Raw genomic sequence first — 23,782 nt, 5'->3', positions numbered from 1 at the left:
AGCTATATCTATATTTTAAAAATGATGCGAAAAATTTATTTTAAAAACTGCAGCAGATCATGTTGTAAGTTTTCGAGCTGTTTTAATTTAAACGTTCTCAGGTGGCCGCGCAATGTGGAAATATCGCTAATATTCTGCTGCTTGCTCGATACCTGAAATAAATCATGGGGCCCTAGATAGCACAGCATCTTATTTTCTGGGTGAAACAGTAAATCACCCTGACGCTGTTCAAAAAAGTCGGCCAGTCGCAGCACAAAACCCGGACTGAGTAATTTGGCAGTTTGCAGCGGATCACTGCCATAAAAGCTTAATCTCTGGTTGGTGCGAATATCGCTGCTGTGCCAGGGATGGCTATAAGGATAATAAAATTTCTTTCTGGAAGTCGTAACGGCCAGTCCCTGAATCTGGATATCAAACACAAATACGCCCCACAGGTCTTTATGGACCTGCATCAGTTTGACTGGCTGACCTTCCTTATTTCGGGCCTGTACTTCATCAATATAGTGGTATTGGAACAGTAGCACCTGATGTTGCTGGCCATTTTCATCTTCCCAGACCGTGCTGGCATAACGCTGAATCTCATTACTCAACGAACCTTGATTGAATACTGGAAATAATTGTTTTAAATGCCGGATAAAGTGCAGGGGATTGAGTGGCATGGAAATATGCAGTGGCTGTTTTTGAAAGGCAAGCTGATATTTCTTGGCCAGTGCCTGTTCTTCCAGAAAAGCAATGACTTCCTCTAAGGGCTGCTGCTGTTCATAGCAAATATAGGCCCAGAAGATACAGAGACAGCCGAGAAAAACACTGCCCTGAATCCAGATATTTCCCGGCGCAATAAAAATGCTGCCAATCAGAAAAAGCCCAATTCCGGCAAGCGCAAGCGGCAGGTTATTTTCAAACTTGAGCGTAATCGGGCCATTCCAGGGATGCAGCCCATCCAGCAATTGCTGATGCGTTTTGGCCTGTTGACCCAGATCCCAAAGCCGAGCGATATTTTGAAACACCACTGCATTTTTCTTGCGGCGAATATGAATGGACTGTTGTACAGACTCGATCGGCATGGGCAATGGTTCTCGCTTATTTCGCCTGATCAATCAGCATGGCATCGCCATAACTGAAGAAGCGATACTGGCTGTCTACTGCATGCTTATAAGCATTGAGAATATTGTCACGATTGGACAAGGCAGACACAAGCATTAACAGGGTCGATTCTGGTAAATGGAAGTTAGTGATCAAACGATCGACCACTTTAAACTGATAACCCGGATAGATGAAAATCTGGGTATCACCTGTCCAGGCTGCCAGTTCACCGTTATGTGCTTGTGCTGCACTTTCGACTGCACGGGTGGCAGTCGTGCCTACAGAAATGACTTTATTACCGCGGGCTTTAGTCTGACGAATCATCTCGACCGCAGTTTCAGGGACGTCGCACCATTCGCTGTGCATGATGTGATTTTGAATATCATCGGTACGCACTGGCAGGAAAGTACCTGCACCAACATGTAGGGTCACAAAAGTTTTTTGAATCCCTTTGGCTTCCAGTTTTGCCAACAGATCGGCATCAAAATGCAGGCTGGCAGTAGGTGCTGCAACGCTGGCCAGTTTGGTTGGGTCATTAAACACGGTTTGATAACGTTCAGTATCAATCTCTTCCGCTTCACGGTTGAAATAAGGCGGAATCGGCAAGGCGCCGTATTGATTCAGCACATCGAGAATTGGTTGTGAAAATTCTACAATAAACAGATTTTCATGACGGCCTTGTACGGTCACTTTCACTGCATCCGGGCCAATAAAAAGTTCTGCACCGGCTTTTGGGGTGTTGCTGGCCTTAATATGACAATAGGCAATAAAGCGATCTTGCATACGCTCAACCAGCACTTCTACCGCACCGCCTGAAGCACGTTTACCTTTTAAACGGGCCTTCATGACTTTGGTGTCGTTTAATACCAACAAGTCGCCGTCTTCAAGTAAATCCAGAATATCGGTAAATTGATGGTCATGATATTGACCTTGGGCATCGAGGTGCAACAGGCGAGAGGCACTGCGTGTTTCCAGTGGGTAGCGAGCAATCAGCTCATCGGGGAGATCAAAATTAAAATCAGAAAGTTGCATGATGATTTACGCTAAAAAAACTGCGGCTAGTATAAACTTTTTTCTTTTTTATGGCGGGAATTGCTCGATTTTAAAACGAAAAAATGCCATTTGTTTTAAAAATAAACAAATGAAAATATTCTGCGTTGACAGTGCTGAGAAATCGCGTATTATACCTTTCATCCACTCCCGAGGTGGTGAAATTGGTAGACGCGGCGGACTCAAAATCCGCTGTCAGAGATGACGTGTCGGTTCGAGTCCGACCCTCGGGACCAAAATTCTAAAAAACCCCAAGCACATTCAGTCTTGGGGTTTTTTATTGTCTGAAAAATAATAACCTGTTTCTTTTTATCTGCTCTTCAAAATTATCTTCTTGATTTAAAAGATAGCTTGTGAAAATAACACTGCATAGAACTGCTTAAAAAATGGATTGCTTCAGTGATTGCGCTGCATGAATTGGACATAAAAAAAAACCGGCACGTCAGTGCCGGTTTTTTTAATCAATTTAACCTAAGGTTAAATCGATTTTTTAACTCATTACATAGAAGCAAGAGCAGCATTCAACGTTGCACTTGGACGCATCACTGCATTTACTTTTTCTTGATCAACTGCGTAGTAACCGCCGATGTCTACTGATTTGCCTTGAACTTCTGCAAGCTCAGCAACGATTTTCTCTTCATTTTCAGCTAAAGTTTTTGCAAGTGGTGCAAATTTCGCTTTCAATTCAGCATTTTCGTCTTGAGCAGCAAGTTCTTCAGCCCAGAATTTCGCCAGGTAGAAATGGCTACCACGGTTGTCCAATTCGCCAGTACGACGAGAAGGAGACTTGTCGTTATCTAGCAATTTACCAGTCGCTTGGTCTAAAGTTTTAGCAAGTAACTTGATGTCGTCATTGCCTTCTTTAATACCCATTTCTTCTAAAGATACCGCCAACGCCATGAATTCACCGAGTGAATCCCAACGTAAGTGGTTTTCTTCAACTAACTGCTGTACGTGCTTAGGAGCAGAACCGCCTGCACCTGTTTCGTACATGCCACCACCTGCCATTAATGGCACGATTGACAACATTTTCGCAGATGTACCCAATTCCATGATCGGGAACAAGTCAGTCAGGTAGTCACGCAGGATGTTACCTGTTACAGAAATAGTATCTAGACCGCGAGCAACACGTTCAAGCGTATAACGCATTGCACGTACTTGTGACATGATCTGGATGTCAAGACCAGTGGTGTCATGATCTTTCAGGTATTTTTCAACTTTCTTGATCAGTTCGTTTTCGTGTGGACGGTACGGGTCAAGCCAGAAGATTGCCGGCATGCCAGAGTTGCGTGCACGAGTAACTGCAAGTTTTACCCAGTCGCGGATCGGTGCATCTTTCACCTGACACATACGCCAGATATCGCCTTCTTCCACATTTTGAGACATTAACACTTCACCTGTTTCTAGGTCAGTGATGTTCGCAACACCTGCTTCAGGAATTTCGAAAGTCTTGTCGTGTGAACCGTATTCTTCCGCTTTTTGCGCCATCAAACCAACGTTAGGTACAGTACCCATGGTTTTTGGATCGAAGTTGCCATTCCATTTACAGAAATTGATCATTTCCTGGTAAATACGTGCGAAAGTTGATTCAGGCATGACTGCTTTACAGTCGTAAGGCTTGCCGTCAGCGCCCCACATTTTACCGCCACCACGAATCATTGCAGGCATAGAAGCATCTACAATCACGTCGTTTGGTGAATGGAAGTTAGTGATGCCTTTTGCAGAATCAACCATCGCTAAAGCTGGACGGTGTTCTTGACAAGCATGTAAATCAGCAATGATTTCTTCACGTACAGAGGTTGGTAAAGTTTCAAGCTTTTCGTAAAGACCCGCCATACCGTTATTGACATTAATGCCAAGCTCATCAAAAAGCTTGCCATGTTTTTCGAATGCTTCTTTGTAGTAGATTCTTACACAGTGACCAAATACGATTGGGTGAGACACCTTCATCATGGTTGCTTTAACGTGTAAAGAGAACAGGATGCCTGCTTCACGACAGTCTTCAAGTTCTTTCTCGTAGAAGTCGCAAAGTGCTTTCTTGCTCATAAACATTGAATCGATGATTTCGCCGTCCAGAAGCGCAACTTTTGGCTTAAGAACAATCGCTTCACCAGACTTGGTGATCAATTCCATTTTTACATTCCGTGCGCGGTCTAAAGTCATCGACTTTTCGCCGTGGTAGAAGTCACCTTCGTCCATGTGTGAAACGTGAGTTTGCGACCACTGTTTCCACTCGCTCATAGAGTGCGGGTGTTTTTTCACGTAGTTTTTAACGGCAGCAGGTGCACGACGGTCTGAGTTACCTTCACGTAGAACAGGGTTTACTGCTGAACCAAGACATTTGCTATAACGTGCCTTGATTGCTTTTTCTTCTTCAGTGGTCGGGTTTTCAGGATAGTCAGGGATTGCATAGCCTTTAGACTGAAGTTCCTTGATACACGCTGTTAGCTGGCCAACAGAAGCACTGATATTTGGGAGTTTGATAATGTTCGTGTCTGGATCTTGTGTAAGACGACCTAGCTCAGCTAGAGTGTCAGGCACCTTTTGCTCTTCGCTTAGGTAATCTGTAAATTCGGAGAGCACGCGCACAGCTACAGAGATGTCACTTTTGACGATCTCAACGCCAGCTGGCTTAGTAAAGGTCTCAATGATCGGCAGCAGAGAATAAGTCGCCAGTAATGGCGCCTCGTCGGTCAGTGTGTAAATGATAGTTGACTTTCCACCAGCCATATATAGCCCCTTGCGTTGGATTGAGTTTCTGAGGACCGAACTTTTGGCCCAGCCTCTTTGAACCGATTTGCTTAAATAAAAACATTGAGAGTATCGTCTTTCAGCGCATTTCAGTCAACGAAATATGCCTTTAGATTGAAATTTGGGTGAAAATTTGTACAGATTTGTATGGTTTAGCCGTGTTTATATTTTGTACAAAAAAATAATCATCTTCTGCTGTAAATCCTGATGAAAATGATCGGAAATGATTCGCTAGCCAATTGTATTCACTGAAAATGGTTTTTTGAGTCCGACATAGACTTAAACTGATCCTCGAGATGTATATCGGTACCGAATGACTTCATGCTGTTTTGCGCAAATTCAGTCAGGCTGATGATGCAAATTTGTCCTTGGCAGATGGCTACATCATCATGGAATAGCTTTGCGCTATACTGGCAAGCATTAATGAAATGAATCTTAAAGATTGACACTAACAAGGAAATGTAATGCCCAGCCTGTTTATTGTAATGCTCGGTGGTCGTCATGCCCGTGCCAATACAGAAGTTCATGATGTGGTTTTGGCTGTGGGGGAGAGTCTGGAAGATACCTATCCGCAATTAAAAAATGCCTGGTTTGCGGAACAGAAAGGCTTGCATATTGATGCCTGGGCGCAAATCAACGGGCTAGAGTTCGAGGGCAAGTCCTATGTGCTGCAATTTACTGATGCACAGCCACAGCAATCCGATGAAAAACTTTGGCTGATTAATCTGGGTGGTTATGATCCACGTGAGTTTGGTGAGTTACATCGTTATGTGTTGGTGGTTGCGCAGAATGCTATGGTCGCTAAACAGCGCGGTAAAGCTTACTTCGCCCGGCACTGGCAAAAACAGCATACCGACCGCGTGCTGGATGTAGATGACTGTATTGCCATCGATCAGGTTTATGGCCACTACGTCCAACTGCTAGAGGGTAGTTTTAGCGGCAATCGCTGGGAAAATACCTATCTCACGATTTAAAGCAGTTTGCGATTGAATTAAACTTGCGGCTGGCTTGATGATTCGATAAGCGGTTTAAAAAATCTCTTTATCAAAATTTAATAATTGGCATAATACTGCCAAGGAAAAACAGTTTTGACTGAGATGGAATGTCTTAAATGGATTTAATTCAGGCAAATGGACAACCACGTTATGGACGTTTCAAGGAGCTTCCAAAAAGTATTGACTATCAGGCATATCAATACAAAAATCCTTATGGTCATGTGCTGTCAGGCTGGCGTAAGCATCTAAAATATAAAAAATTCAAATTCTGTAGTATTCAGCACGAGCATTATACGATTGGACTGGCGATTGCCGATATTGCATGGGCAGGGCATGGTTTTGTCTATGTCTATAACCATATGAGCAATGAAGTGCTGGAATGGAATGCGATTAATTTCCTGTCACGCAACACTGTGCTGGATGAACAGCCGCTGTTTAATCATAGTTATTTTCACAAGTCACCTTTTCAGATCGATATCCAGCATGCCAACGGCGTGCGTTATATCAACGTCAGCAAATATGGCGAGATTAAACTCAGTGCCCGGATTTTTTGTGCTGGCACAGACCCGCTGAGTATGTGCAGTCCGACTGGCATCAACGGCTGGACCTATACCCAGAAACTGACCACTTTGGGCTGTGAAGGCTTTTTCATTAACAAGCAGGGGCAAACCATCCAGTTTAATGAACGCAGCTTTGCCTCATTAGATGATACGTGTGGCTTTTTACGCCCGGAAACCGCCTGGTTCTGGCTGTCCTGTAATTTCTGGGATGTGAACCATAACCGGATTGGGCTTAATCTGGCTTCGGGCGTGAATGAAAGTTTTGGCAACGAGAACTGTCTATGGGTCAATGGAAAAATTTATCCACTGGCCGATGTGCTGTTTCAACAGGAATCGGAAAACCAATGGACGATTCAGTCGCTGGATGAAAAACTGAATCTGATAGTGAGTACAGGCTGGCGCCGTTATGAAAATCTGAATTTACGTCTGGTGGGGAGCCAGTTTAGTCAGTGGCAGGCCAAGGTTTCCGGAACAATCCAGCAGGATGATCAGGAAATTATTTTACTGAATGAATATGCCTTGCTTGAGCAGCATTATGCCAAATGGTAAAAGTGCAGGACATAAGACCTAATTTAAAAGCCTTCAATTCTGAAGGCTTTTTGATTTGAGCTTAATCTCTGGCGGCCTGCCAGAAGGCTTCACCGGCCTGAATCGGGTCATTGGTTTCTGCTAAAGTCTTCACCCATACATCGTATTGGGCAATGATCGGATGCTGGCTGGGATGGAAATCTTTTTTAAACCAGTCCCGATATTGTGGACCCATGCGGGTCAATATCCCGTCGCGGCCAAAGAACCAAGAAAGCCCTTTCCAGTTCATCTGTAACCGTTGTAAGGGACTGAAACCATCATGTTTGAGCATCACATTGGCGCGATAAATGGTAAAGCCAATCATCAATGCACTGGTCCATGCCAAGGTAAATTTGCGTAGGTTTTCTGGCACATCGCCTACCTGTTTCATTACATCAAAGGCAACATCACGATGTTCCATTTCTTCAATGGCATGCCAGGCAAACAGAGCACGTACATAAGGATGCGCTTCTCTCAAAGTGTCTTTATAGGCATAGAATGTTTCTGCCATCAGCGCAGTCATATGCTCAGCCGCAGCGGTCATGGCAATGTTGTATTGTGGTGAACGTTTTTCCAGTTCAAATTTAAAAATTTTGTTTAAACGCTGAATAAATTGATCTACTGGCATACCTTGCTGTTTCATGACCTGATTCATCTTTTCATGCGCGATGCCGTGTTGTGCTTCCTGGCGGATAAAGTCTGCTACACGTTTTTGCAGATCAGGATTGGTAATCTTGTCGCGGAACAGGCGCACACTTTGAATAAAATAACGCTCGCCATCTGGAAAGGTCAGGCTCAAGGCATCGAACATGCGGGTCAGAAAGGGATCGCCGCCAAACCAGTAGCGCGGAATTTCATCCAGTTTAAAATCAAGCTGGGTCCGGACCACGGGCTTTATTGAAGATTTTAATACTGCATTCATCTTAGAAGTTCTTTTTTGTGACGATGGTGACAGTATGTCGGGGAATGCCGTAATTGTTTTGACAGTGCTTGCCAATTTTTATACATTTTATGCCAAATGAAAATAAAACTGCTTAGCCTAAAGCAGGCAGCGGGAAGCGCGCATGCAAGAAATTAAAATATCCAATGGTTATATTCAGCTTTGGGCGACTTATCTGCGCAGTCTGCAAATTGAGCCTTTGGAAGCTGACTTTCTGCAAGATGTACATGAAGCGCTTGTCCCCCTGATTGATCAGCCTTTTGCCACGCAAGTGCCGCTGGAATTATTAAATCAGCTTCTGTTAAGAACCCGGCAACATTTAAACTGTCCACAACTAATTTTCGAGATCGTGCAGGTTATTCGTCCAGAACATTTTGGCGTGCTCGGCTATATGGCTTCGCGAAGCAGCAGCGTTGCGGAAATGATCCGCCATATTATGCGTTTTCAACGACTGGTGATTGATGGCAGTGAGTTTGTACCTTTGCAGTTGAAGCAGCGTGAACACAGTATTGAATTATTTTGGGCCTATCTGGACGAAAAATATAATCTGCTCAATGAACTGACCATGGCCGCGATGGTACAGTTGGGACGTGTCATTTTACAGGATCATCAACTGTTAGTCCGTTGTGTACGCTTTGCCCATGCGCCCGATAGGGGACAAATGCATTATCAAAAGTTTTTCGCCAGCGAGGTGATATTTTCCCAAGCCTACTATGGCATAGAACTGGATCTACAAGGACTGGCACATCGGTCTGAGCAGGCAGATCCGATGCTGTTGCAGTTGCTGGTGCATCAGGCAGAACAGGCGATTGCCGCCAAGTCGCCCCTTGAGAATCATTTGGAACAGGCGCAGCAAATGATTGCTGAACAGCTGCGAACCCAGCATCAGGCGATTAAAGTTGAACAACTTGCTCAGCAGTTATTGATGTCGACACGGAGTTTGCAACGCTTATTTAGTACCCATGGCACTTCATGTAAAAAACTGCTGGAACAGCAGCGGATCAAACGTTGCGAGCTGTTGTTGCAGAAGGGATTAGGTCTGACCGAAATCGCCGAGCAGCTGGATTATTCTGACCAGTCGGCATTGGCACGGGCCTACAAGGCAGCCACCGGACAGACATTATTAGAGCGCAGAAAGCAGTTACACAAACAGCGCAGCTAAAAAAAGCGACCCGTATCGGTCGCTTTTTTATTTGAAGAAAATGGTGAGGTTAAGCGTTGGCTTTGATTTGAGGGAATCTAAACGCAATCGCCGCAATCGCAAAAATGGCCAGAATCCAGCAATAGTACACACCACCAATCAGTTCAACCGGTGAGATTTTTGCAATGGAACAGGCCAGTAGTAACTGTGCGCCATAGGGAATCAACCCTTGTACCACACAGGAGAAAATATCCATCAGTGCCGCAGAACGCTTAGGATCTACGCCGTATTCTTTGGCAACTTCACGTGCCATATCACCAGACAGAATAATCGCCACGGTATTATTGGCCACAAAGATATTCGAAAACACCACCAAAAAACTAATCCCGATTTCGCCAGCACGTTGCTTCCCAACTTTAAACAGACGGGTCAGGCTATAAATACGCTCGATCAGCCAGCGTAAACCGCCTTCACGCTGCATGATCGCCGACAGGCCACCCAGAAACATCGACAATAACGCCACTTCAAACATGCCGACAAAGCCATCGTAAATTGAAGTATTCAGTTTGAGCAGATCGAATTCAGCTGTGGCAAATAGGCCAAACAAGCCGGAAAGTAGTACGCCAATGGTCAGTACAGCCAGAACGTGTAAACGGCTAAAGGCCAAAATAAATACGGCGATATAAGGTAAGACCAGAAGCCAGTTAAAATCCTTGTATTCCAATGTGTTGCTACTGCCGATACTTAACACGTAAATTAAAATAGTGACGATTGAGGCTGGAACTGCAATCCAGACATTGACTCTGAACTTGTCACGCAGTTGTACGCGTTGGCTGGTGGTCGCCGCAATGGTGGTGTCTGAAATCATGGACAGGTTATCACCGAACATGGCACCACCGACGACCGCACCAATCGCATAAATCACGTCAATATCGGTCACCTGGGTGAAACCAAAAGCGATCGGCGCACAGGCTGCAATGGTGCCCATGGAGGTACCCATCGCCGTGGCAATAAAGGCCGAGATCACAAATAACATCGGCAGAATAAATGTAGGTGGAATCACTGACAAGCCCATCTGCACGGTGGCGTCGACGCTGCCAATGGCGCTACTGACGCTGGCAAAAGCACCTGCCAGCATAAACACCATAAACATCAGAATTAAATTTGGATGACTGGCACCTCTAAGGAATTCCTCAATGCCCTGGTTGAGTTTGCCGCGATACACTAATGCAGCCAAGATAATCGCAGGCAGGGCAGCGACAGGCGCTTTCACCTGATAGAACGCGAACTCGGTTCCGATCAGGGAATGATAGATCCCGCTACCCAAAAATATGGTTAAAAATACAATAAGCGGCAGCAGTGCAATGGCGCGTGCCTGCACTGTAGCCTCAGAATCAGTCTGCATAGGAGATAAAAAAGTAAGAGAATAGGACTAGTATAAAGCAGGTTTTGCAATTTCAGAAAACTTTAAATGAATGCGCTAACATCTGCATTTTTATTAATTTTTATATGATAAAAATAAGTTTATCTAAATATTCAAGATTTTAGGTAATAGCAAAATTAGGCATCTTTGATCATTGTGAAAAAAATCAAAATAATCGTAAATAGACCCTTCCGAATTGTTTTGAAATCTTCGCACAGGAAATGAAGTACTCGAGGTCGGTATCGCAGACTGTTCATTGGACAAAAAATAGCGTTACAATGCGATGTCTTGTATTTCTACATAGTCAATGCCTCAAGTTTGAAACACGTTAAGGAAAATACCTCTCTATGTCACGTTTAGCCACACGATTTGGACAACTTAAATCTCAACAGCGTAAAGCTTTAGTTTCTTATGTCATGGCGGGTGATCCGCATCCAGAAGTCACAGTGCCTTTGCTGCATGAGATGGTGGAAGCGGGTGTCGACGTGATTGAGCTGGGACTTCCTTTCTCGGACCCGATGGCAGATGGGCCGGTGATTGCACTAGCTGCTGAACGTGCTCTGGCAGGTGGAACCAATACCCTGGATGCCCTGCACATGGTGAAAGAATTTCGCTTGAAAGATCGCGAAACACCAGTGGTACTGATGGGTTATCTGAATCCGGTTGAAGTGATTGGCTATGAAAAGTTTGTGGCTTATGCCTATGAATGTGGAGTAGACGGCGTACTGCTGGTGGACTTGCCACCAGAAGAAGCAAAAAGTCTGGGTGAAGTACTGGCAAAATATGACATGGATCAGATTTTCCTGCTGGCACCAACTTCAACCGATGCACGTATTCAACATGTAGCAAAACAGGCCAGCGGCTTTATTTACTATGTGTCACTGAAAGGCGTGACCGGTGCAGCAACTTTAGATGTCTCTGAAGCCGCTGCACGCATTCAAAAGATTAAAGCTGTGACTGATGTTCCTGTAGGCGTAGGTTTCGGTATCAGTGATGCTGCATCTGCGAAAGCGATGGGTGTTGCTGCCGATGCAGTTATTGTGGGTAGTGCGTTTGTAAAGCAGTTTGCAACGCTCGCACCAGAACAAGCCGTTATTGCGACGGTGAATAAAGTCAAGGAGCTTCGAGCAGCGCTCGATGAGTTAGTATGAGTCAACAAGTGAAATCAGGCAAAATTCTGAGCCCATCGACCCCATGGACGGAGCGTACTGTTCCGGGCATTCAGGTACCCGATGAGCAAACGGTATATAAAGCGACATTTACCGAGCCTACGATTGAGTGCCCTGAATGTCATGCATTGGTGACCCGTACTGCCATGTCATTTAATGCCTATGTCTGTCCGCAATGTGATGAACATTTGCGTATGAAAGCCCGTGAACGTCTGAACTGGTTCTTTGACCAGGTGCAAACAGAATTGGGTCAGGAATTTATAGCCAAAGATCCGCTGAAATTTGTCGATAGCAAAGCCTATCCAGACCGTATGGCGGAAGCACAAAAGAAAACTGGTGAAACCGAAGCATTGGTGGTAATTCAAGGTTTGCTGAAAGGCGTACCGATGATTGCCTGTGCGTTTGAATTCGACTTCATGGGCGGTTCTATGGGTACAGTGGTCGGTGACCGCTTTGTTCAGGCGGCAGAACGTGCGATTGAAACCCGTCAGCCCCTGATCTGTTTTGCTGCTTCGGGTGGTGCACGTATGCAGGAAGGCATGTTGTCCCTGATGCAAATGGCGCGCACTTCGGCTGCGATCCAGCGTTTAAAAGAAGCAGGTCTGCCTTATGTCGTGGTACTGACTCATCCAGTGTACGGCGGTGTGACCGCATCATTGGCAATGCTGGGTGATGTACATATTGCTGAACCGAAAGCGATGATTGGCTTTGCCGGTAAACGTGTGATCGAACAGACTGTACGTGAAAAACTGGAAGAACCGTTCCAGCGCGCGGAATATTTGCTTGATCATGGGGTAATCGATCAGATTGTTCACCGTCATGCATTACGTGATACAGTTTATCGTATCGTTACGAAGTTGATGAATTTGCATTGAACACAGCACCCTTAGCAACAGATTCTTTAAATACATGGCTCGATTATTGGAGCCATGTTCACGTTACGGGTATTGATTTAGGTCTGGAACGGGTTATTCCTGTGGCTGAAAAGCTGGGCGTGACATCTCCAGAGGCCAAAGTGCTGACGGTGGCAGGAACCAATGGTAAGGGTTCGACCACCACCACGCTGGCCGCGATCCTGAATGCGCAAGGCTTCAAGGTCGGGCTATATCAATCCCCCCACGTGTACCGTTTCAATGAGCGTGTTAAATTACGCGGCATTGAAGTGGAAGATCAGTTGCTGATTGATGCTTTTGTTCAGGTCGATCAGGCTCGTCGCGAATGCGGTTTGAGCCTGTCTTTCTTTGAAGCCACGACACTGGCTGCTTTTGTGATTTTTAAAGATCAATGCTGTGATGTCTGGGTGCTGGAAGTTGGCTTAGGCGGCCGTCTGGATGTGGTCAATGTGGTCAATCCGGATGTGGCGGTGATTACCAATATTGGTCTGGATCATACTGACTGGCTTGGTGACACCATCGAGAAAATTGCTTTTGAAAAGGCCGGAATTATTCGCCCGGATATTCCCGTGGTATTTGGTGGACAGCAACAGATCCCGCAAGCCATTCTAAATAAAGCCCAAGAATGTAAAGCATCTTTGTATGCAATCAACCGTGATTATTTCTATAAAGCCTTTGAAGATGGCCAAAGCTGGGCTTTTGCTTCATCGGGTACGACCTTAAAACTCCCAACAGGTTCGCTGGCACTGGATAATATTTCTACCGCCGTGGCCGCCATTCTGCTGAGCGGATTAAACGTCAGCCAGCAGGCAATTGCACAAGGCATTCAAACGGCAAAATTGCCGGGACGGTTTGAAATCCGTCAAATCCAGAATAAAACCGTGATTTTTGATGCAGGACACAACCCGCATGGGGTCGAATTTCTACTGAAACAATTACGAGATTATTTAAATTACAATCAAAAATATAATGAAGTCATTTGTGTATTTTCAATGCTGGCAGATAAAGATATAAATTCTGTCGTCAAGTTATTGAAAGACACGGTGCAATTGTGGAAAATTGCACCATTATCCGTTCCACGTGCGGCAGACGTCACAGTTTTGGCTGATGCTTTAAACGGTGAGGCGGTAGAACAATTTGACAATGTAAAATTAGCTTTTAAATCAGCACTGGATCAAACAGATAATAATCAGCTGATTTTGGTATGTGGATCATTTCATACCTTAGAAGCGGTATGGGAGTATTTGGAAGAATGTCAATGAATAACAAACAGCGCTGGATGGGCGGTGTTGTTTTACTCGGTGGTGGTGTTTTATTGGCAGCATTACTCCTGAAAGGCCAAGATGAAATCAATCAGGACCGTCAGCAAAATCCGGCACAGGCTGCGGAAGTTGAAAATAAAGAGGCAGGCAATCATTCGCTCGGTTCTTTGACGGTCGATGTAGAAACAGAAAAGCGTTTACTTGAACAGCAACGCCGTGATCGCGAAAAAGCGGTTGCAGAACAGGAGGCGCGTGCAGCCGAATTTTTAGCGATGCAACAGCAGGCTGAAGTAGATGCTGCACGTAAAGCGGCTGAAGAATATGCTGCCCTGAATGCACACCGCCTAGGACAGCAAAGTTCCGATAATATTCCACCAGAACTGGTGGAAGATGAACAGGCCAAGCAGAAACGTCTGGCTGAAGAAAAAGCGGTGCAAGAAAAAAAGTTAGCCCAGCAGCAGCTGGTACAACAAAAAGCCAATAGTTCTACTGACGCAGCCAAGAAAGAAGCAGAGCGTAAAGCTGCTGAAAGTAAAGCCGCTGAAGAAAAACGCAAGTTAGAGCAACAGCAAAAAGCCGAAGCAGAACGTAAGGCGGCTGAAGCAAAACGTAAAACCGAGGAAGAGCGTAAAGCGGCTGAAAAGAAAGAAGCTGAACGTAAAGCTGCCGAGGAAAAACGTAAAGCTGACGAAAAACGTAAAGCTGAAGAAGCCAAGAAAAAGGCTACAGCCGAAGAAGCCAAGAAGAAAGCAGAAGCTGAGCAGGCGCGTAAGTTACTGGAAGGTGAAGAGGACAAGCAATGGATGGTACAGGTGGCACTGGCAGCGAATGAAGCCAATGCGGATGCTGTAGCAGCCAAACTGCGTGCCAAAGGTTATAAGGTCACCAAAAGCTCAACTTCTAAAGGTGTACGCATCATGGTGGGGCCGTCCAAAGACCGTGAGACTGCAGATGCACTTCGTAAGAAAATTGCGTCTGATGCCAGCCTGAATATGAAATCAGCTTGGGTGAATGACTGGGTGCCGCTGGATAAGCGTTAATTCTTTGTATTAATCAAAGTTTCTGTAGATGGATTCTTGAGTTGCTCGCGAATCCATTTTACATTTTCAGGCGTGAATAACTTTTCGATATTGCTCCAAATGGCATGAAAGCCATAACCGCCATGTTTCATTTCCTGTAGCGCCTGCTCAATCGGCCAATGTTCAAAAATAATTCGGTACATGGCGACACTTGCACCAGTGCGGTCTGAACCGTGATAACAATGCAGGAGCACCTTTTGGTGATTTTGTTGTGCTTGCTGAATCAGTAGCATAATTTTCAATAAATCTTCCCGATCAATTGCCCAGGTATGTATGGGTACATGATGTAGCTGAAAGTTTTCATTGCTCAAAACAAAGCTGTCTTGATCCCGTGAACGTAAATTAATAACCACATTGATTTGATGCTGCTTTAATAAAGGAATGAGTTCAGTTGAAGGCTGCTCACTACGATAAACAAAATTGCTGATTTGATGAAAATTATGATTCTGATGAATGGGCTGTCCCCAATGCTGAGGACGTTGAGGTTCAGGCAGGGCAGGCGTAGTCATGCAACCTGTGGTTAGGAGGTAGCCACTCATGAGAATTGGAAATATGCAGATTTTCATACAGAGCGTAGATGTTGTTTTTGTTATTTCAAGTTTAAAGTGAATACGAGATTTTGAATATAAAAAAGCCTATCCGAAGACAGGCTGTATCAACAAATCGAATCCGTGGCACGTCAATGTCGTATTCGATAAAGCATAAAATGTGGAAAATAGAGTTTCTCTTATCCTTTACTTCGCTTGTCTTTCGCAAAATTAAAAAGGAGTCCTTTTAATTTTGCTCAGGATGGGGCGTGAGGCGTAAATAAGGTTTAACCGCGGTATAACCTTTTGGAAAACGTTGCTTGATTTCTTCTTCATCTTTCAGTGAAGGGACAATCACCACATCATCACCGTGCTGCCAGTTCGCAGGCGTGGCCACTTTATGTTTATCGGTGAGTTGAAGTGAATCCACCACACGCAAGATTTCATGGAAATTACGACCGGTCGATGCAGGATAAGTAATAATCAAACGGACTTTTTTGTTGGGATCAATGACCACTAAAGAACGAACTGTTAGCGTTTCGCTGGCATTCGGATGAATAAAGTCATACAGCTCAGAAACTTTGCGATCGTGATCGGCAATGATCGGGAAATTCACCGTGGTGTTTTGGGTTTCATTGATATCTTTAATCCAGCCATGATGCGATTCGACATCATCGACCGACAGGGCAATGGCTTTAACACCACGTTTTGTAAACTCATCTTTAAGTTTTGCAGTATAGCCAAGCTCAGTCGTACATACCGGTGTATAGTCGGCAGGGTGTGAAAATAAAATGCCCCAGCTATCACCCAGAAAATCATAAAAATTAATAAGGCCTTCACTGGATTGCTGTTCAAAATTCGGTGCGGTATCGCCTAAACGTAAACTCATCTTTTTAGCCTCAATTTGTCTTTTAATGTCGAGATAGGATTTAATATGAATCAAATTTTTTATGATTAAAAATAGTGTTTTTTGCTTTCTTTATGAGTAAATTGCATAAGTGGGATATCCATCTATCCAGAAGCGCAAAAATCAGTCACTTAATTGACTATGTTGCACAGGGAAAATTTGCTACATTACTTTGCCTTAGATCTTAGGGCTAGAACTAAGGATCAGATTTTTTTAGCGGTTTTACAGCAAAACCCTTGTAGTTCAAATTTCTAGCACCATAATAACGACTAAGAACATATTCATTTGACAAGCAAGATTTAGAGAGTCTATTCATGTTGGCAAGTCTGATCGGAGGAATCTTCGGTACCAAAAATGAGCGCGAACTCAAACGCATGCGTAAAATCGTAGACAAGATTAATGTGCTCGAGCCGACGATATCTACCCTTAGCGATGCAGACTTATCTGCAAAAACTGAAGAATTCAAACAACGATATAATAAGGGTGAAACCCTCGATAAATTACTGCCTGAAGCATTTGCAGTCTGTCGTGAAGCCGCGAAGCGGGTGATGGGCATGCGTCATTATGACGTGCAGCTGATCGGTGGTATTACCTTGCACGAAGGCAAAATCGCAGAAATGCGTACCGGTGAAGGTAAAACCCTGATGGGTACTTTGGCCTGCTATCTGAATGCTTTGAGTGGCCAAGGTGTACATGTCATTACCGTGAACGACTACCTGGCGCAACGTGATGCCGAGTTGAACCGTCCATTATTCGAATTTTTGGGTCTAAGCATCGGCATTATTTATTCCATGCAAAATCCGATGGAAAAAGCGCAAGCTTATCGTGCCGATATTACGTATGGCACCAATAACGAATTTGGCTTTGACTACTTGCGTGACAACATGGTGTTCTCGCTGGCTGAGAAAAAGCAGCGTGGTTTGACCTATGCGATTATCGATGAGGTCGATTCGATCCTGATTGATGAAGCACGTACCCCGTTGATTATTTCTGGTCAAAGTGAAGATTCTTCACAGCTTTATGCAGCCATCAATAATATTCCACCAAAATTACAGGCACAGAAAGAAGAGAAAGTGCCGGATGGCGGTCACTTCTGGATTGATGAAAAACAGCGTTCAGTTGAAATTACTGAAGTGGGTTTTGAAACCATTGAAAGTGAACTGATTGAGATGGGCTTGCTGGCAGAAGGCGAGAGTTTGTATTCAGCGTCGAACCTGAACCTGTTGCATCATGTCACTGCAGCGATCCGTGCCCATTATCTCTATCAACGCAATGTGCAATACATCATCAACGATGGTGAAGTGATTATTGTCGATGAAAATACCGGTCGTACCATGCCGGGACGTCGCTGGTCTGAAGGTTTGCATCAAGCCGTAGAAGCCAAAGAGGGTCTGGACATCCAGCCGGAAAACCAGACTCTGGCAACCACAACCTTCCAGAACTATTTCCGTCTGTATAAAAAATTATCCGGTATGACCGGTACTGCTGATACTGAAGCAGCGGAAATGAAAGAAATTTATGGTCTGGATGTGGTGCTGATTCCGACCCACCGTCCAATGATTCGTCAAGACCATAACGATTTAATTTATTTAAATCGTGAAGGGAAATATAACGCGATTATTCAAGAAATTCAGCGTGTGCATGAAGCTGGTGTCGCACCAATTTTGATTGGTACAGCCACCATTGAAGCTTCTGAGATTCTGTCGGATAAGCTAAAAGCGGCAGGGATCCAGCATGAAGTACTGAATGCCAAACAGCACGAACGTGAAGCCGATATTATTGCGCAGGCCGGTGCGCCGCGTGCAGTGACGATTGCCACCAACATGGCCGGTCGTGGTACCGACATTTTGTTGGGTGGTAACTGGAAAGCCTTGCTGGCCAAAATTGAAAACCCGACTCCTGAAGATGAAACGCGTCTGAAAGCAGAATGGGATTTTAATCACCAGGCTGTGCTGGATTCAGGCGGTTTGCATATTATCGGTTCCGAGCGTCATGAATCACGCCGTATCGATAACCAGCTGCGTGGTCGTGCCGGTCGTCAAGGTGACCCGGGTGTATCGCGTTTCTATCTGTCACTTGAAGATGACTTGATGCGTATTTTTGCCGGTGATCGCGTAGTCGGCATGATGCGTGCCATGGGCTTGCAGGAAGATGAAGCGATTGAGCACAAAATGGTGTCTCGCTCGATTGAAAATGCGCAGCGTAAAGTGGAAGCACGTAACTTCGATATTCGTAAGAACTTGCTGAAATACGATGACGTGAATAACGAACAGCGTAAGATTATTTATAGTCAGCGTGATGACATTCTGGCAGAAAATTCACTGCAGGATTATATTGAAGAAATGATCCGTGAAGTGATGCAGGGTGTGATCGCCAACTATATTCCACCTGAATCGATTCATGACCAGTGGGATATTGAAGGCCTGGAACTGGCGCTGCGTGAAGATCTTTCGATGGATCTTCCTATTGGACAATGGCTGGAGCAGGACCGTCGTCTGGATGAAGAAGCCTTGGTGGTCCGCATTACCGACGAAGTGCTGAACCGCTACCGTTCACGTCGTGAACAAATGGGCGAGGAATCTGCAGCATCGCTTGAACGCCACTTTATGCTGAATTCTCTGGACCGTCATTGGAAAGAGCATCTGGCGGCTATGGATTACTTGCGTCAAGGTATTCATTTACGTGGTTATGCGCAGAAGAATCCAGAGCAGGAATATAAAAAAGAAGCTTATAACCTGTTTGTAAACATGCTCGGTACGATCAAGTCAGATGTCGTGACAGATCTGTCGCGCATCCACGTACCGACACCTGAAGAGCTGGCGGAAATGGAAGCACAGCAGCAGGCACAGGCTGAGGCAATGCGTTTGCAGTTATCTCATGAAGAGTTTGACGGTTTGCTGGCAGGCGAACATGAAAACACTACTGAACAAAATGCTCAGGCAAATTCGGTGGCGCCAGTCTTTGAAGCACCGGCAAGTCGTAATGCGCCTTGTCCATGTGGTTCAGGCCTGAAATATAAACAATGTCATGGCAAGATCTAAACGCTATTAAAAATCAGAGCCACATGGCTCTGATTTTTTTATGTATGAAGATTTTTCAGAAATTGAATACTGTTTGCAGTCTTAGGAATTAAATGCTATTTAATGGCTCATTCAACACATCAAAGTGGAATAACCTGAATGAAAAAAGTATTAAAAACGCTCATGATTGCCGTTTTGGCAATGCCTGCCTTAAGTTTTGCACAAACTGCAGCGACCACAACAATTGATAAAGTTCAGCAAGCGGTGGGTACTAACACTGCTCAAGTACAACGTACCGATGCACAAGTGACTGTAGCAAGCCCACGTACCGGCATCCGTTATACCTTTGCCAACCAGAATCGTCCGATTGTGTTGCAGACGGCTGCGATTGCAGCTGCCAATGCGGCAAATGCAGACCGTATTGTTGCTACAAATCCGGCACTTTCTACTGCAAGTCAACAACAGGCGAAACAGGCTTTGCTAAGCGAATCTGGACAACTTGCACAAAATTAAAAATATCTTAATTTTAAAAACGTAGAAACCAGTCTTGATGACTGGTTTTTTATTGTGAAAACCCATAACAAATCTCAGGCTGGCTCAGGCTTTGGCTCGATTTTTTGTTCCAGATCAACTAAGCTGTATTTTTCTAAAACTTCAATATTGGACTTTAAAATGGCAGTTGGTGACGTATCTATGCCACAGATGCATGTGGTGAAAGGGGTTAAAATTGGTTCGGCTGAAGCCTATGTGCGCTATCAGAACCGACGTGACCTGGTGATATTTGAACTGGCTGCAGGCTCCAATGTTGCTGGAGTGTTTACCCAGAATGCCTTTTGTGCAGCACCTGTGCATGTATCCAAAGCACATTTGCAAGCGGGAAATCCACGTTACCTGGTAATCAATACCGGCAATGCCAATGCAGGAACAGGTCCTACAGGCATGGCAAATGCAGAAGCCACCTGTGCCAAGTTAGCTGAACTTGCAGGCGTACAGGCTGCTGAAGTGTTGCCATTCTCGACTGGTGTGATTGGTGAGCAGCTTCCAATGGAGCGTTTGCTTACAGGTTTACAGCCTGCGCTGGATTCATTGCGTGATGATGCCTGGGGCGATGCAGCGACTGGAATCATGACCACAGATACTACTCCGAAAGGTGCGTCAGAACAGTTCGAGCTGGATGGTGTGACTTATACCATGACCGGTATTTCCAAAGGTGCAGGCATGATTCGCCCGAATATGGCGACCATGCTGGGCTATGTTGCGACGGATGCACCGATCAGCCGTGAACTGGTTCAACAGTTATTAACTGAAACAGTCAATGTATCGTTTAACCGTATTACAATTGATGGCGATACCTCAACTAATGACTCGTGTATTTTTATTGCCACAGGTCAGGCCGGTGGTGCTGAAATCACTTCGACTGAAGATCCACGTTATGCAGTGGTGCTAGACGTATTGACACGTACCATGAAACGCCTTGCGCAACTGATTGTACGTGATGGTGAAGGTGCGACTAAATTCATTACCGTGACTGTAGAAGGTGGTGGCAATACTCAAGAGTGCTGCGATATTGCCTATAGCATTGCGCATTCACCGCTGGTCAAAACCGCAATCTTTGCTTCTGACCCAAACTGGGGCCGTATTCTGGCAGCGATTGGTTATGCCGGTGTGCCAAATTTAGACGTTGCAAAAATTCAGGTTTGGTTAGATGATGTACAAATCTGCAAAGATGGTGGTGCGGCAGCAGACTATACTGAAGCAGCCGGTGCACGTGTGATGGCCCAGGCTGAAATGACGATTCGTGTTGATCTTGGACGAGGTCAGGCAAAAGATACGGTTTATACCTGTGACCTGTCGTATGACTACGTAAAAATCAATGCAGATTATCGCTCATAATTCAGATTGTTTATAAAGCCTCCGTTGTGGGGCTTTTTTTATACTTAATGATTTTTAATGACTGGTCAAAAATAGCATTTCGCCAGAGATGACCGGGATGTAGGGTGAAAGGTTCATTGAATAGTGAACCATGAGGGTAGAGTAAGAGTTGTTATGAATGATCCGACCAAATTAATAGCCAATGAAGCTAAATCGATTGTGCAGGCGCATTTAGATCGTTTAGGTGTTCCACAAGAACATCAAATGAGCCAGCAGGAAAAATTGGACAAATTTGCACAGATCAAGGCAGAGCTGGAAAAACAGGATGCTGTTTTGGTGGCGCATTATTATTGTGATCCTGAAGTGCAAGAACTGGCTGAGCTGACGGGGGGCTGTGTTTCCGATTCACTGGAAATGGCGCGTTTTGGTCGCGATCATCCAGCTTCAACGCTTGTGGTAGCTGGTGTGAAATTTATGGGCGAAACCTCTAAAATTCTTTCACCCAATAAAACCGTGCTGATGCCAACTTTGGAAGCGACCTGTTCACTGGACTTAGGTTGTCCTGTCGATGAGTTTACCGCTTTTTGCGATGCGCACCCGGATCATACCGTAGTGGTTTATGCCAACACGTCAGCGGCCGTGAAAGCCCGAGCCGATTGGGTCGTCACTTCAAGTTGTGCAGTGGAAATTATCGAACATCTGGACAGTCTGGGCGAAAAAATCATCTGGGCACCAGATCAGCATCTGGGTCGTTATATCCAGAAAAAAACCGGTGCAGAGATGTTGCTCTGGGATGGCGCCTGTATCGTGCATGAAGAATTCCGTTCACGCGGTATTGCCAATATGAAAGCGCTCTATCCAGATGCGGCAGTTCTGGTACATCCCGAATCACCCATGTCTGTGGTCGAGATTGCCGATGCGGTGGGTAGTACCTCACAATTAATTAAAGCAGCACAAACTTTGCCAAATCAGCGTTTAATCGTAGCTACTGATCGCGGTATTTTTTATAAAATGCAGCAGGCAGTGCCGGATAAAATTCTGATTGAAGCACCAACCGCAGGAGAGGGGGCAACTTGTCGTTCTTGTGCGCATTGTCCTTGGATGGCCATGAACGAGCTGGATGGTATCTTGCATGTGTTACAGCATAAAGATCAGGAAGTGCATGTCAATCCGGTACTTGCTGAACGAGCTAAACTGCCTCTAGATCGCATGCTGAACTTTAGTGCCGGACTAAAACGTTAAAATTTGTATAAAAAATGTCTGAAGCGATTGATAAATAAACGCTTGAAGCGTTTTTTCGGTTTTTTTTAAATATAGGTGTTGACGTCTCCGGGCGTCGCGCCTAGAATGCACACCGTACCGAACGATGTTCGATACGAAAGCTGAGATGAATCGGAGCATAGCACAGCCTGGTAGTGCACCTGGTTTGGGACCAGGGGGTCGTAGGTTCGAATCCTACTGCTCCGACCAATTCTTCAAGGCAAATGATGTTTGCATCAGTAACGCGCTTGTAGCTCAGTTGGATAGAGCATCCGCCTTCTAAGCGGATGGTCACAGGTTCGAATCCTGTCAGGCGCGCCATTTGGTCGCTTGATGTTAAGAATCAAAATGATGGTGGATGTAGCTCAGTTGGTAGAGCCCTGGATTGTGATTCCAGTTGTCGCGGGTTCGAATCCCGTCATTCACCCCAACTTTTAAAGTTGAAATCGGAGCATAGCACAGCCTGGTAGTGCACCTGGTTTGGGACCAGGGGGTCGTAGGTTCGAATCCTACTGCTCCGACCATCTCCTTCAAGATGGTCGAGATAAAAGATACCGCGTTAAGCGGTTTTTTTATGCCTGAAATTCAATGTGAATAAAAAATATACAATTGTTATCGGTGGCTATCATGATGAATGCTCGAATCCCTATTAAATTATTTTTCATCTAATAAAACTGTGCATTGAAGATTGCTTTCTTCTCGCATTGCTTCACTCTTAATTTTAATCATTTAACAATTTAACCAGAGTTTATCTATAGAGTGATTATCTTGTTGAATGGAATTTTAATGGATGGATGAGGATTATATTTTTAAAATGGGTAAGGGATTCCCCATAGTAAATATATTTTATTAACTCATCTGTTGTGTTTGATCTGAAATAAAGACAATAAAAAATTTTTAGATAGATATAGCAATTAAATTAACTAGAAATACCCATTGATAAGTAAATAAACTACTTTAAAACATCAATAATTGAATAAATTTTGAGTGAAAAATAGAAAAACCTGTATTTTTTGTAGAATAAATAAACAGTCGTGATATTTTTGCTGAATTATTTAAAAATAGGGGTTGTATTAGGTCGGGAATGCTGTAGAATGCACATCCATCGGCGGTGATGAAGATTAAAACTTCTGATAAAACAGTGACTTAGTTAAGTTTGATTGAGTTGGGTTTTATTTGATAAGTTTGAAAAATAGTTTTCATTACTGGTTGACTTTCTAGAGATAGAGAGTAATATAGCCGACCTAGCTTGCTGGTGACGAATCAGCAAGAAGATCATTAAG

At 44.6% G+C, this 23,782-nt stretch carries 18 protein-coding genes and 5 tRNA genes; 16 read left to right on the top strand and 7 right to left on the bottom strand.

Annotated elements, in window-relative coordinates; all coding sequences use genetic code 11:
• Window positions 1-35: 35 nt before the first annotated feature.
• Complete coding sequence (locus F891_RS12560) at window positions 36-1,064, bottom strand: hypothetical protein (protein ID WP_005106091.1); 1,029 nt, start codon at window positions 1,062-1,064, stop codon at window positions 36-38.
• A 16-nt stretch (window positions 1,065-1,080) separates the two neighbouring features.
• Window positions 1,081-2,115, bottom strand: coding sequence for a tRNA preQ1(34) S-adenosylmethionine ribosyltransferase-isomerase QueA (gene queA, locus F891_RS12555; protein ID WP_005263683.1), 1,035 nt, complete (start codon window positions 2,113-2,115; stop codon window positions 1,081-1,083).
• A gap of 167 nt (window positions 2,116-2,282) precedes the next feature.
• On the opposite strand from queA, the gene F891_RS12550 reads away from it, so the two are divergent.
• Window positions 2,283-2,369 (top strand) — tRNA-Leu (locus tag F891_RS12550).
• 262 nt (window positions 2,370-2,631) lie between these two features.
• Here the strand turns inward: F891_RS12550 and F891_RS12545 are convergent.
• Window positions 2,632-4,863 (bottom strand): NADP-dependent isocitrate dehydrogenase, encoded by a 2,232-nt coding sequence (locus F891_RS12545; protein ID WP_005263682.1) that lies wholly within the window; start codon window positions 4,861-4,863, stop codon window positions 2,632-2,634.
• 485 nt (window positions 4,864-5,348) lie between these two features.
• Between F891_RS12545 and F891_RS12540 the strand changes: the two genes are divergently transcribed.
• Together F891_RS12540 and F891_RS12535 are read left to right on the top strand one after the other, a co-directional pair.
• Window positions 5,349-5,858 (top strand): DUF1543 domain-containing protein, encoded by a 510-nt coding sequence (locus tag F891_RS12540; RefSeq protein WP_005252819.1) that lies wholly within the window; start codon window positions 5,349-5,351, stop codon window positions 5,856-5,858.
• A 137-nt stretch (window positions 5,859-5,995) separates the two neighbouring features.
• Window positions 5,996-6,988, top strand: a complete 993-nt coding sequence (locus F891_RS12535) for a DUF2804 domain-containing protein (protein ID WP_005263681.1) — start codon at window positions 5,996-5,998, stop codon at window positions 6,986-6,988.
• Between the two features lie 61 nt (window positions 6,989-7,049).
• On the opposite strand, the gene F891_RS12530 is transcribed toward F891_RS12535, so the two are convergent.
• Window positions 7,050-7,928, bottom strand: coding sequence for a metal-dependent hydrolase (locus F891_RS12530; RefSeq protein WP_005263680.1), 879 nt, complete (start codon window positions 7,926-7,928; stop codon window positions 7,050-7,052).
• A 142-nt stretch (window positions 7,929-8,070) separates the two neighbouring features.
• Here F891_RS12530 and F891_RS12525 point away from each other — a divergent pair, with 142 nt between their 5' ends.
• The gene (locus F891_RS12525; RefSeq protein WP_005263679.1) at window positions 8,071-9,108 is read left to right on the top strand and encodes a helix-turn-helix domain-containing protein; all 1,038 of its coding nucleotides are present in this window, start codon (window positions 8,071-8,073) and stop codon (window positions 9,106-9,108) included.
• A 49-nt stretch (window positions 9,109-9,157) separates the two neighbouring features.
• Here F891_RS12525 and F891_RS12520 read toward each other — a convergent pair whose 3' ends face one another.
• Complete coding sequence (locus F891_RS12520; RefSeq protein ID WP_005263678.1) at window positions 9,158-10,492, bottom strand: Na+/H+ antiporter NhaC family protein; 1,335 nt, start codon at window positions 10,490-10,492, stop codon at window positions 9,158-9,160.
• Window positions 10,493-10,857: 365 nt separating this feature from the next.
• Here F891_RS12520 and trpA point away from each other — a divergent pair, with 365 nt between their 5' ends.
• The 4 genes from trpA to F891_RS12500 are packed head-to-tail and all read left to right on the top strand — an operon-like array spanning window position 10,858 to window position 14,874.
• On the top strand, window positions 10,858-11,661 hold the full coding sequence (gene trpA / locus F891_RS12515) for a tryptophan synthase subunit alpha (protein ID WP_004281668.1): 804 nt from the start codon (window positions 10,858-10,860) through the stop codon (window positions 11,659-11,661).
• The gene (accD, locus tag F891_RS12510) at window positions 11,658-12,554 is read left to right on the top strand and encodes an acetyl-CoA carboxylase, carboxyltransferase subunit beta (protein WP_004281669.1); all 897 of its coding nucleotides are present in this window, start codon (window positions 11,658-11,660) and stop codon (window positions 12,552-12,554) included. Before trpA ends, accD begins: the two co-directional genes overlap by 4 nt.
• Window positions 12,551-13,834 carry a bifunctional tetrahydrofolate synthase/dihydrofolate synthase gene (gene folC, locus F891_RS12505; RefSeq protein ID WP_004281670.1) on the top strand — a complete coding sequence of 428 codons (1,284 nt, stop codon included), beginning with the start codon at window positions 12,551-12,553 and terminating at the stop codon, window positions 13,832-13,834. Before accD ends, folC begins: the two co-directional genes overlap by 4 nt.
• Complete coding sequence (locus tag F891_RS12500) at window positions 13,831-14,874, top strand: SPOR domain-containing protein (RefSeq protein WP_005263671.1); 1,044 nt, start codon at window positions 13,831-13,833, stop codon at window positions 14,872-14,874. The genes folC and F891_RS12500 overlap by 4 nt, the downstream gene beginning before the upstream one ends.
• Here the strand turns inward: F891_RS12500 and F891_RS12495 are convergent.
• Window positions 14,871-15,479, bottom strand: a complete 609-nt coding sequence (locus F891_RS12495; protein WP_005263670.1) for a dual specificity protein phosphatase family protein — start codon at window positions 15,477-15,479, stop codon at window positions 14,871-14,873. The two genes, F891_RS12500 and F891_RS12495, sit on opposite strands and share 4 nt — an antisense overlap.
• Before the next feature lie 208 nt (window positions 15,480-15,687).
• Window positions 15,688-16,329 carry a peroxiredoxin gene (locus F891_RS12490; protein ID WP_005263669.1) on the bottom strand — a complete coding sequence of 214 codons (642 nt, stop codon included), beginning with the start codon at window positions 16,327-16,329 and terminating at the stop codon, window positions 15,688-15,690.
• A 332-nt stretch (window positions 16,330-16,661) separates the two neighbouring features.
• Between F891_RS12490 and secA the strand changes: the two genes are divergently transcribed.
• The 8 genes from secA to F891_RS12450 all read left to right on the top strand — a co-directional run bounded on the left by secA (window position 16,662) and on the right by F891_RS12450 (window position 23,023).
• A complete protein-coding gene (secA, locus tag F891_RS12485; protein ID WP_004281674.1) occupies window positions 16,662-19,388 on the top strand; it encodes a preprotein translocase subunit SecA in 2,727 nt (908 codons plus the stop codon).
• Between the two features lie 138 nt (window positions 19,389-19,526).
• On the top strand, window positions 19,527-19,880 hold the full coding sequence (locus F891_RS12480; protein ID WP_004281675.1) for a hypothetical protein: 354 nt from the start codon (window positions 19,527-19,529) through the stop codon (window positions 19,878-19,880).
• 159 nt (window positions 19,881-20,039) lie between these two features.
• Window positions 20,040-21,260, top strand: coding sequence for a bifunctional glutamate N-acetyltransferase/amino-acid acetyltransferase ArgJ (argJ, locus tag F891_RS12475; RefSeq protein WP_004281676.1), 1,221 nt, complete (start codon window positions 20,040-20,042; stop codon window positions 21,258-21,260).
• 153 nt (window positions 21,261-21,413) lie between these two features.
• Window positions 21,414-22,481: a quinolinate synthase NadA gene (gene nadA / locus F891_RS12470; RefSeq protein ID WP_004281677.1), complete on the top strand. Its 1,068-nt coding sequence runs from the start codon at window positions 21,414-21,416 to the stop codon at window positions 22,479-22,481.
• Between the two features lie 151 nt (window positions 22,482-22,632).
• A tRNA-Pro gene (locus F891_RS12465) sits at window positions 22,633-22,709 on the top strand.
• Between the two features lie 34 nt (window positions 22,710-22,743).
• Window positions 22,744-22,820, top strand: a tRNA-Arg gene (locus F891_RS12460).
• Between the two features lie 33 nt (window positions 22,821-22,853).
• Window positions 22,854-22,929: transfer RNA gene (locus tag F891_RS12455), tRNA-His, on the top strand.
• A 17-nt stretch (window positions 22,930-22,946) separates the two neighbouring features.
• Window positions 22,947-23,023 (top strand) — tRNA-Pro (locus F891_RS12450).
• The last annotated feature ends 759 nt before the right edge of the window (window positions 23,024-23,782 follow it).

The organism is Acinetobacter sp. CIP 101966, assembly GCF_000369725.1.
Lineage (GTDB): Bacteria > Pseudomonadota > Gammaproteobacteria > Pseudomonadales > Moraxellaceae > Acinetobacter > Acinetobacter lwoffii_Q.
This window is presented reverse-complemented; position numbering and strand designations above follow the sequence as displayed.

Coding starts and splice junctions, on each gene's coding strand:
- F891_RS12560 (WP_005106091.1), bottom strand. CDS start 1,064: ATGCCGATCGAGTCTGTACAACAGTCCATTCATATTCGCCGCAAGAAA.
- queA (WP_005263683.1), bottom strand. CDS start 2,115: ATGCAACTTTCTGATTTTAATTTTGATCTCCCCGATGAGCTGATTGCT.
- F891_RS12545 (WP_005263682.1), bottom strand. CDS start 4,863: ATGGCTGGTGGAAAGTCAACTATCATTTACACACTGACCGACGAGGCG.
- F891_RS12540 (WP_005252819.1), top strand. CDS start 5,349: ATGCCCAGCCTGTTTATTGTAATGCTCGGTGGTCGTCATGCCCGTGCC.
- F891_RS12535 (WP_005263681.1), top strand. CDS start 5,996: ATGGATTTAATTCAGGCAAATGGACAACCACGTTATGGACGTTTCAAG.
- F891_RS12530 (WP_005263680.1), bottom strand. CDS start 7,928: ATGAATGCAGTATTAAAATCTTCAATAAAGCCCGTGGTCCGGACCCAG.
- F891_RS12525 (WP_005263679.1), top strand. CDS start 8,071: ATGCAAGAAATTAAAATATCCAATGGTTATATTCAGCTTTGGGCGACT.
- F891_RS12520 (WP_005263678.1), bottom strand. CDS start 10,492: ATGCAGACTGATTCTGAGGCTACAGTGCAGGCACGCGCCATTGCACTG.
- trpA (WP_004281668.1), top strand. CDS start 10,858: ATGTCACGTTTAGCCACACGATTTGGACAACTTAAATCTCAACAGCGT.
- accD (WP_004281669.1), top strand. CDS start 11,658: ATGAGTCAACAAGTGAAATCAGGCAAAATTCTGAGCCCATCGACCCCA.
- F891_RS12500 (WP_005263671.1), top strand. CDS start 13,831: ATGAATAACAAACAGCGCTGGATGGGCGGTGTTGTTTTACTCGGTGGT.
- F891_RS12495 (WP_005263670.1), bottom strand. CDS start 15,479: ATGAAAATCTGCATATTTCCAATTCTCATGAGTGGCTACCTCCTAACC.
- F891_RS12490 (WP_005263669.1), bottom strand. CDS start 16,329: ATGAGTTTACGTTTAGGCGATACCGCACCGAATTTTGAACAGCAATCC.
- secA (WP_004281674.1), top strand. CDS start 16,662: ATGTTGGCAAGTCTGATCGGAGGAATCTTCGGTACCAAAAATGAGCGC.
- F891_RS12480 (WP_004281675.1), top strand. CDS start 19,527: ATGAAAAAAGTATTAAAAACGCTCATGATTGCCGTTTTGGCAATGCCT.
- argJ (WP_004281676.1), top strand. CDS start 20,040: ATGGCAGTTGGTGACGTATCTATGCCACAGATGCATGTGGTGAAAGGG.
- nadA (WP_004281677.1), top strand. CDS start 21,414: ATGAATGATCCGACCAAATTAATAGCCAATGAAGCTAAATCGATTGTG.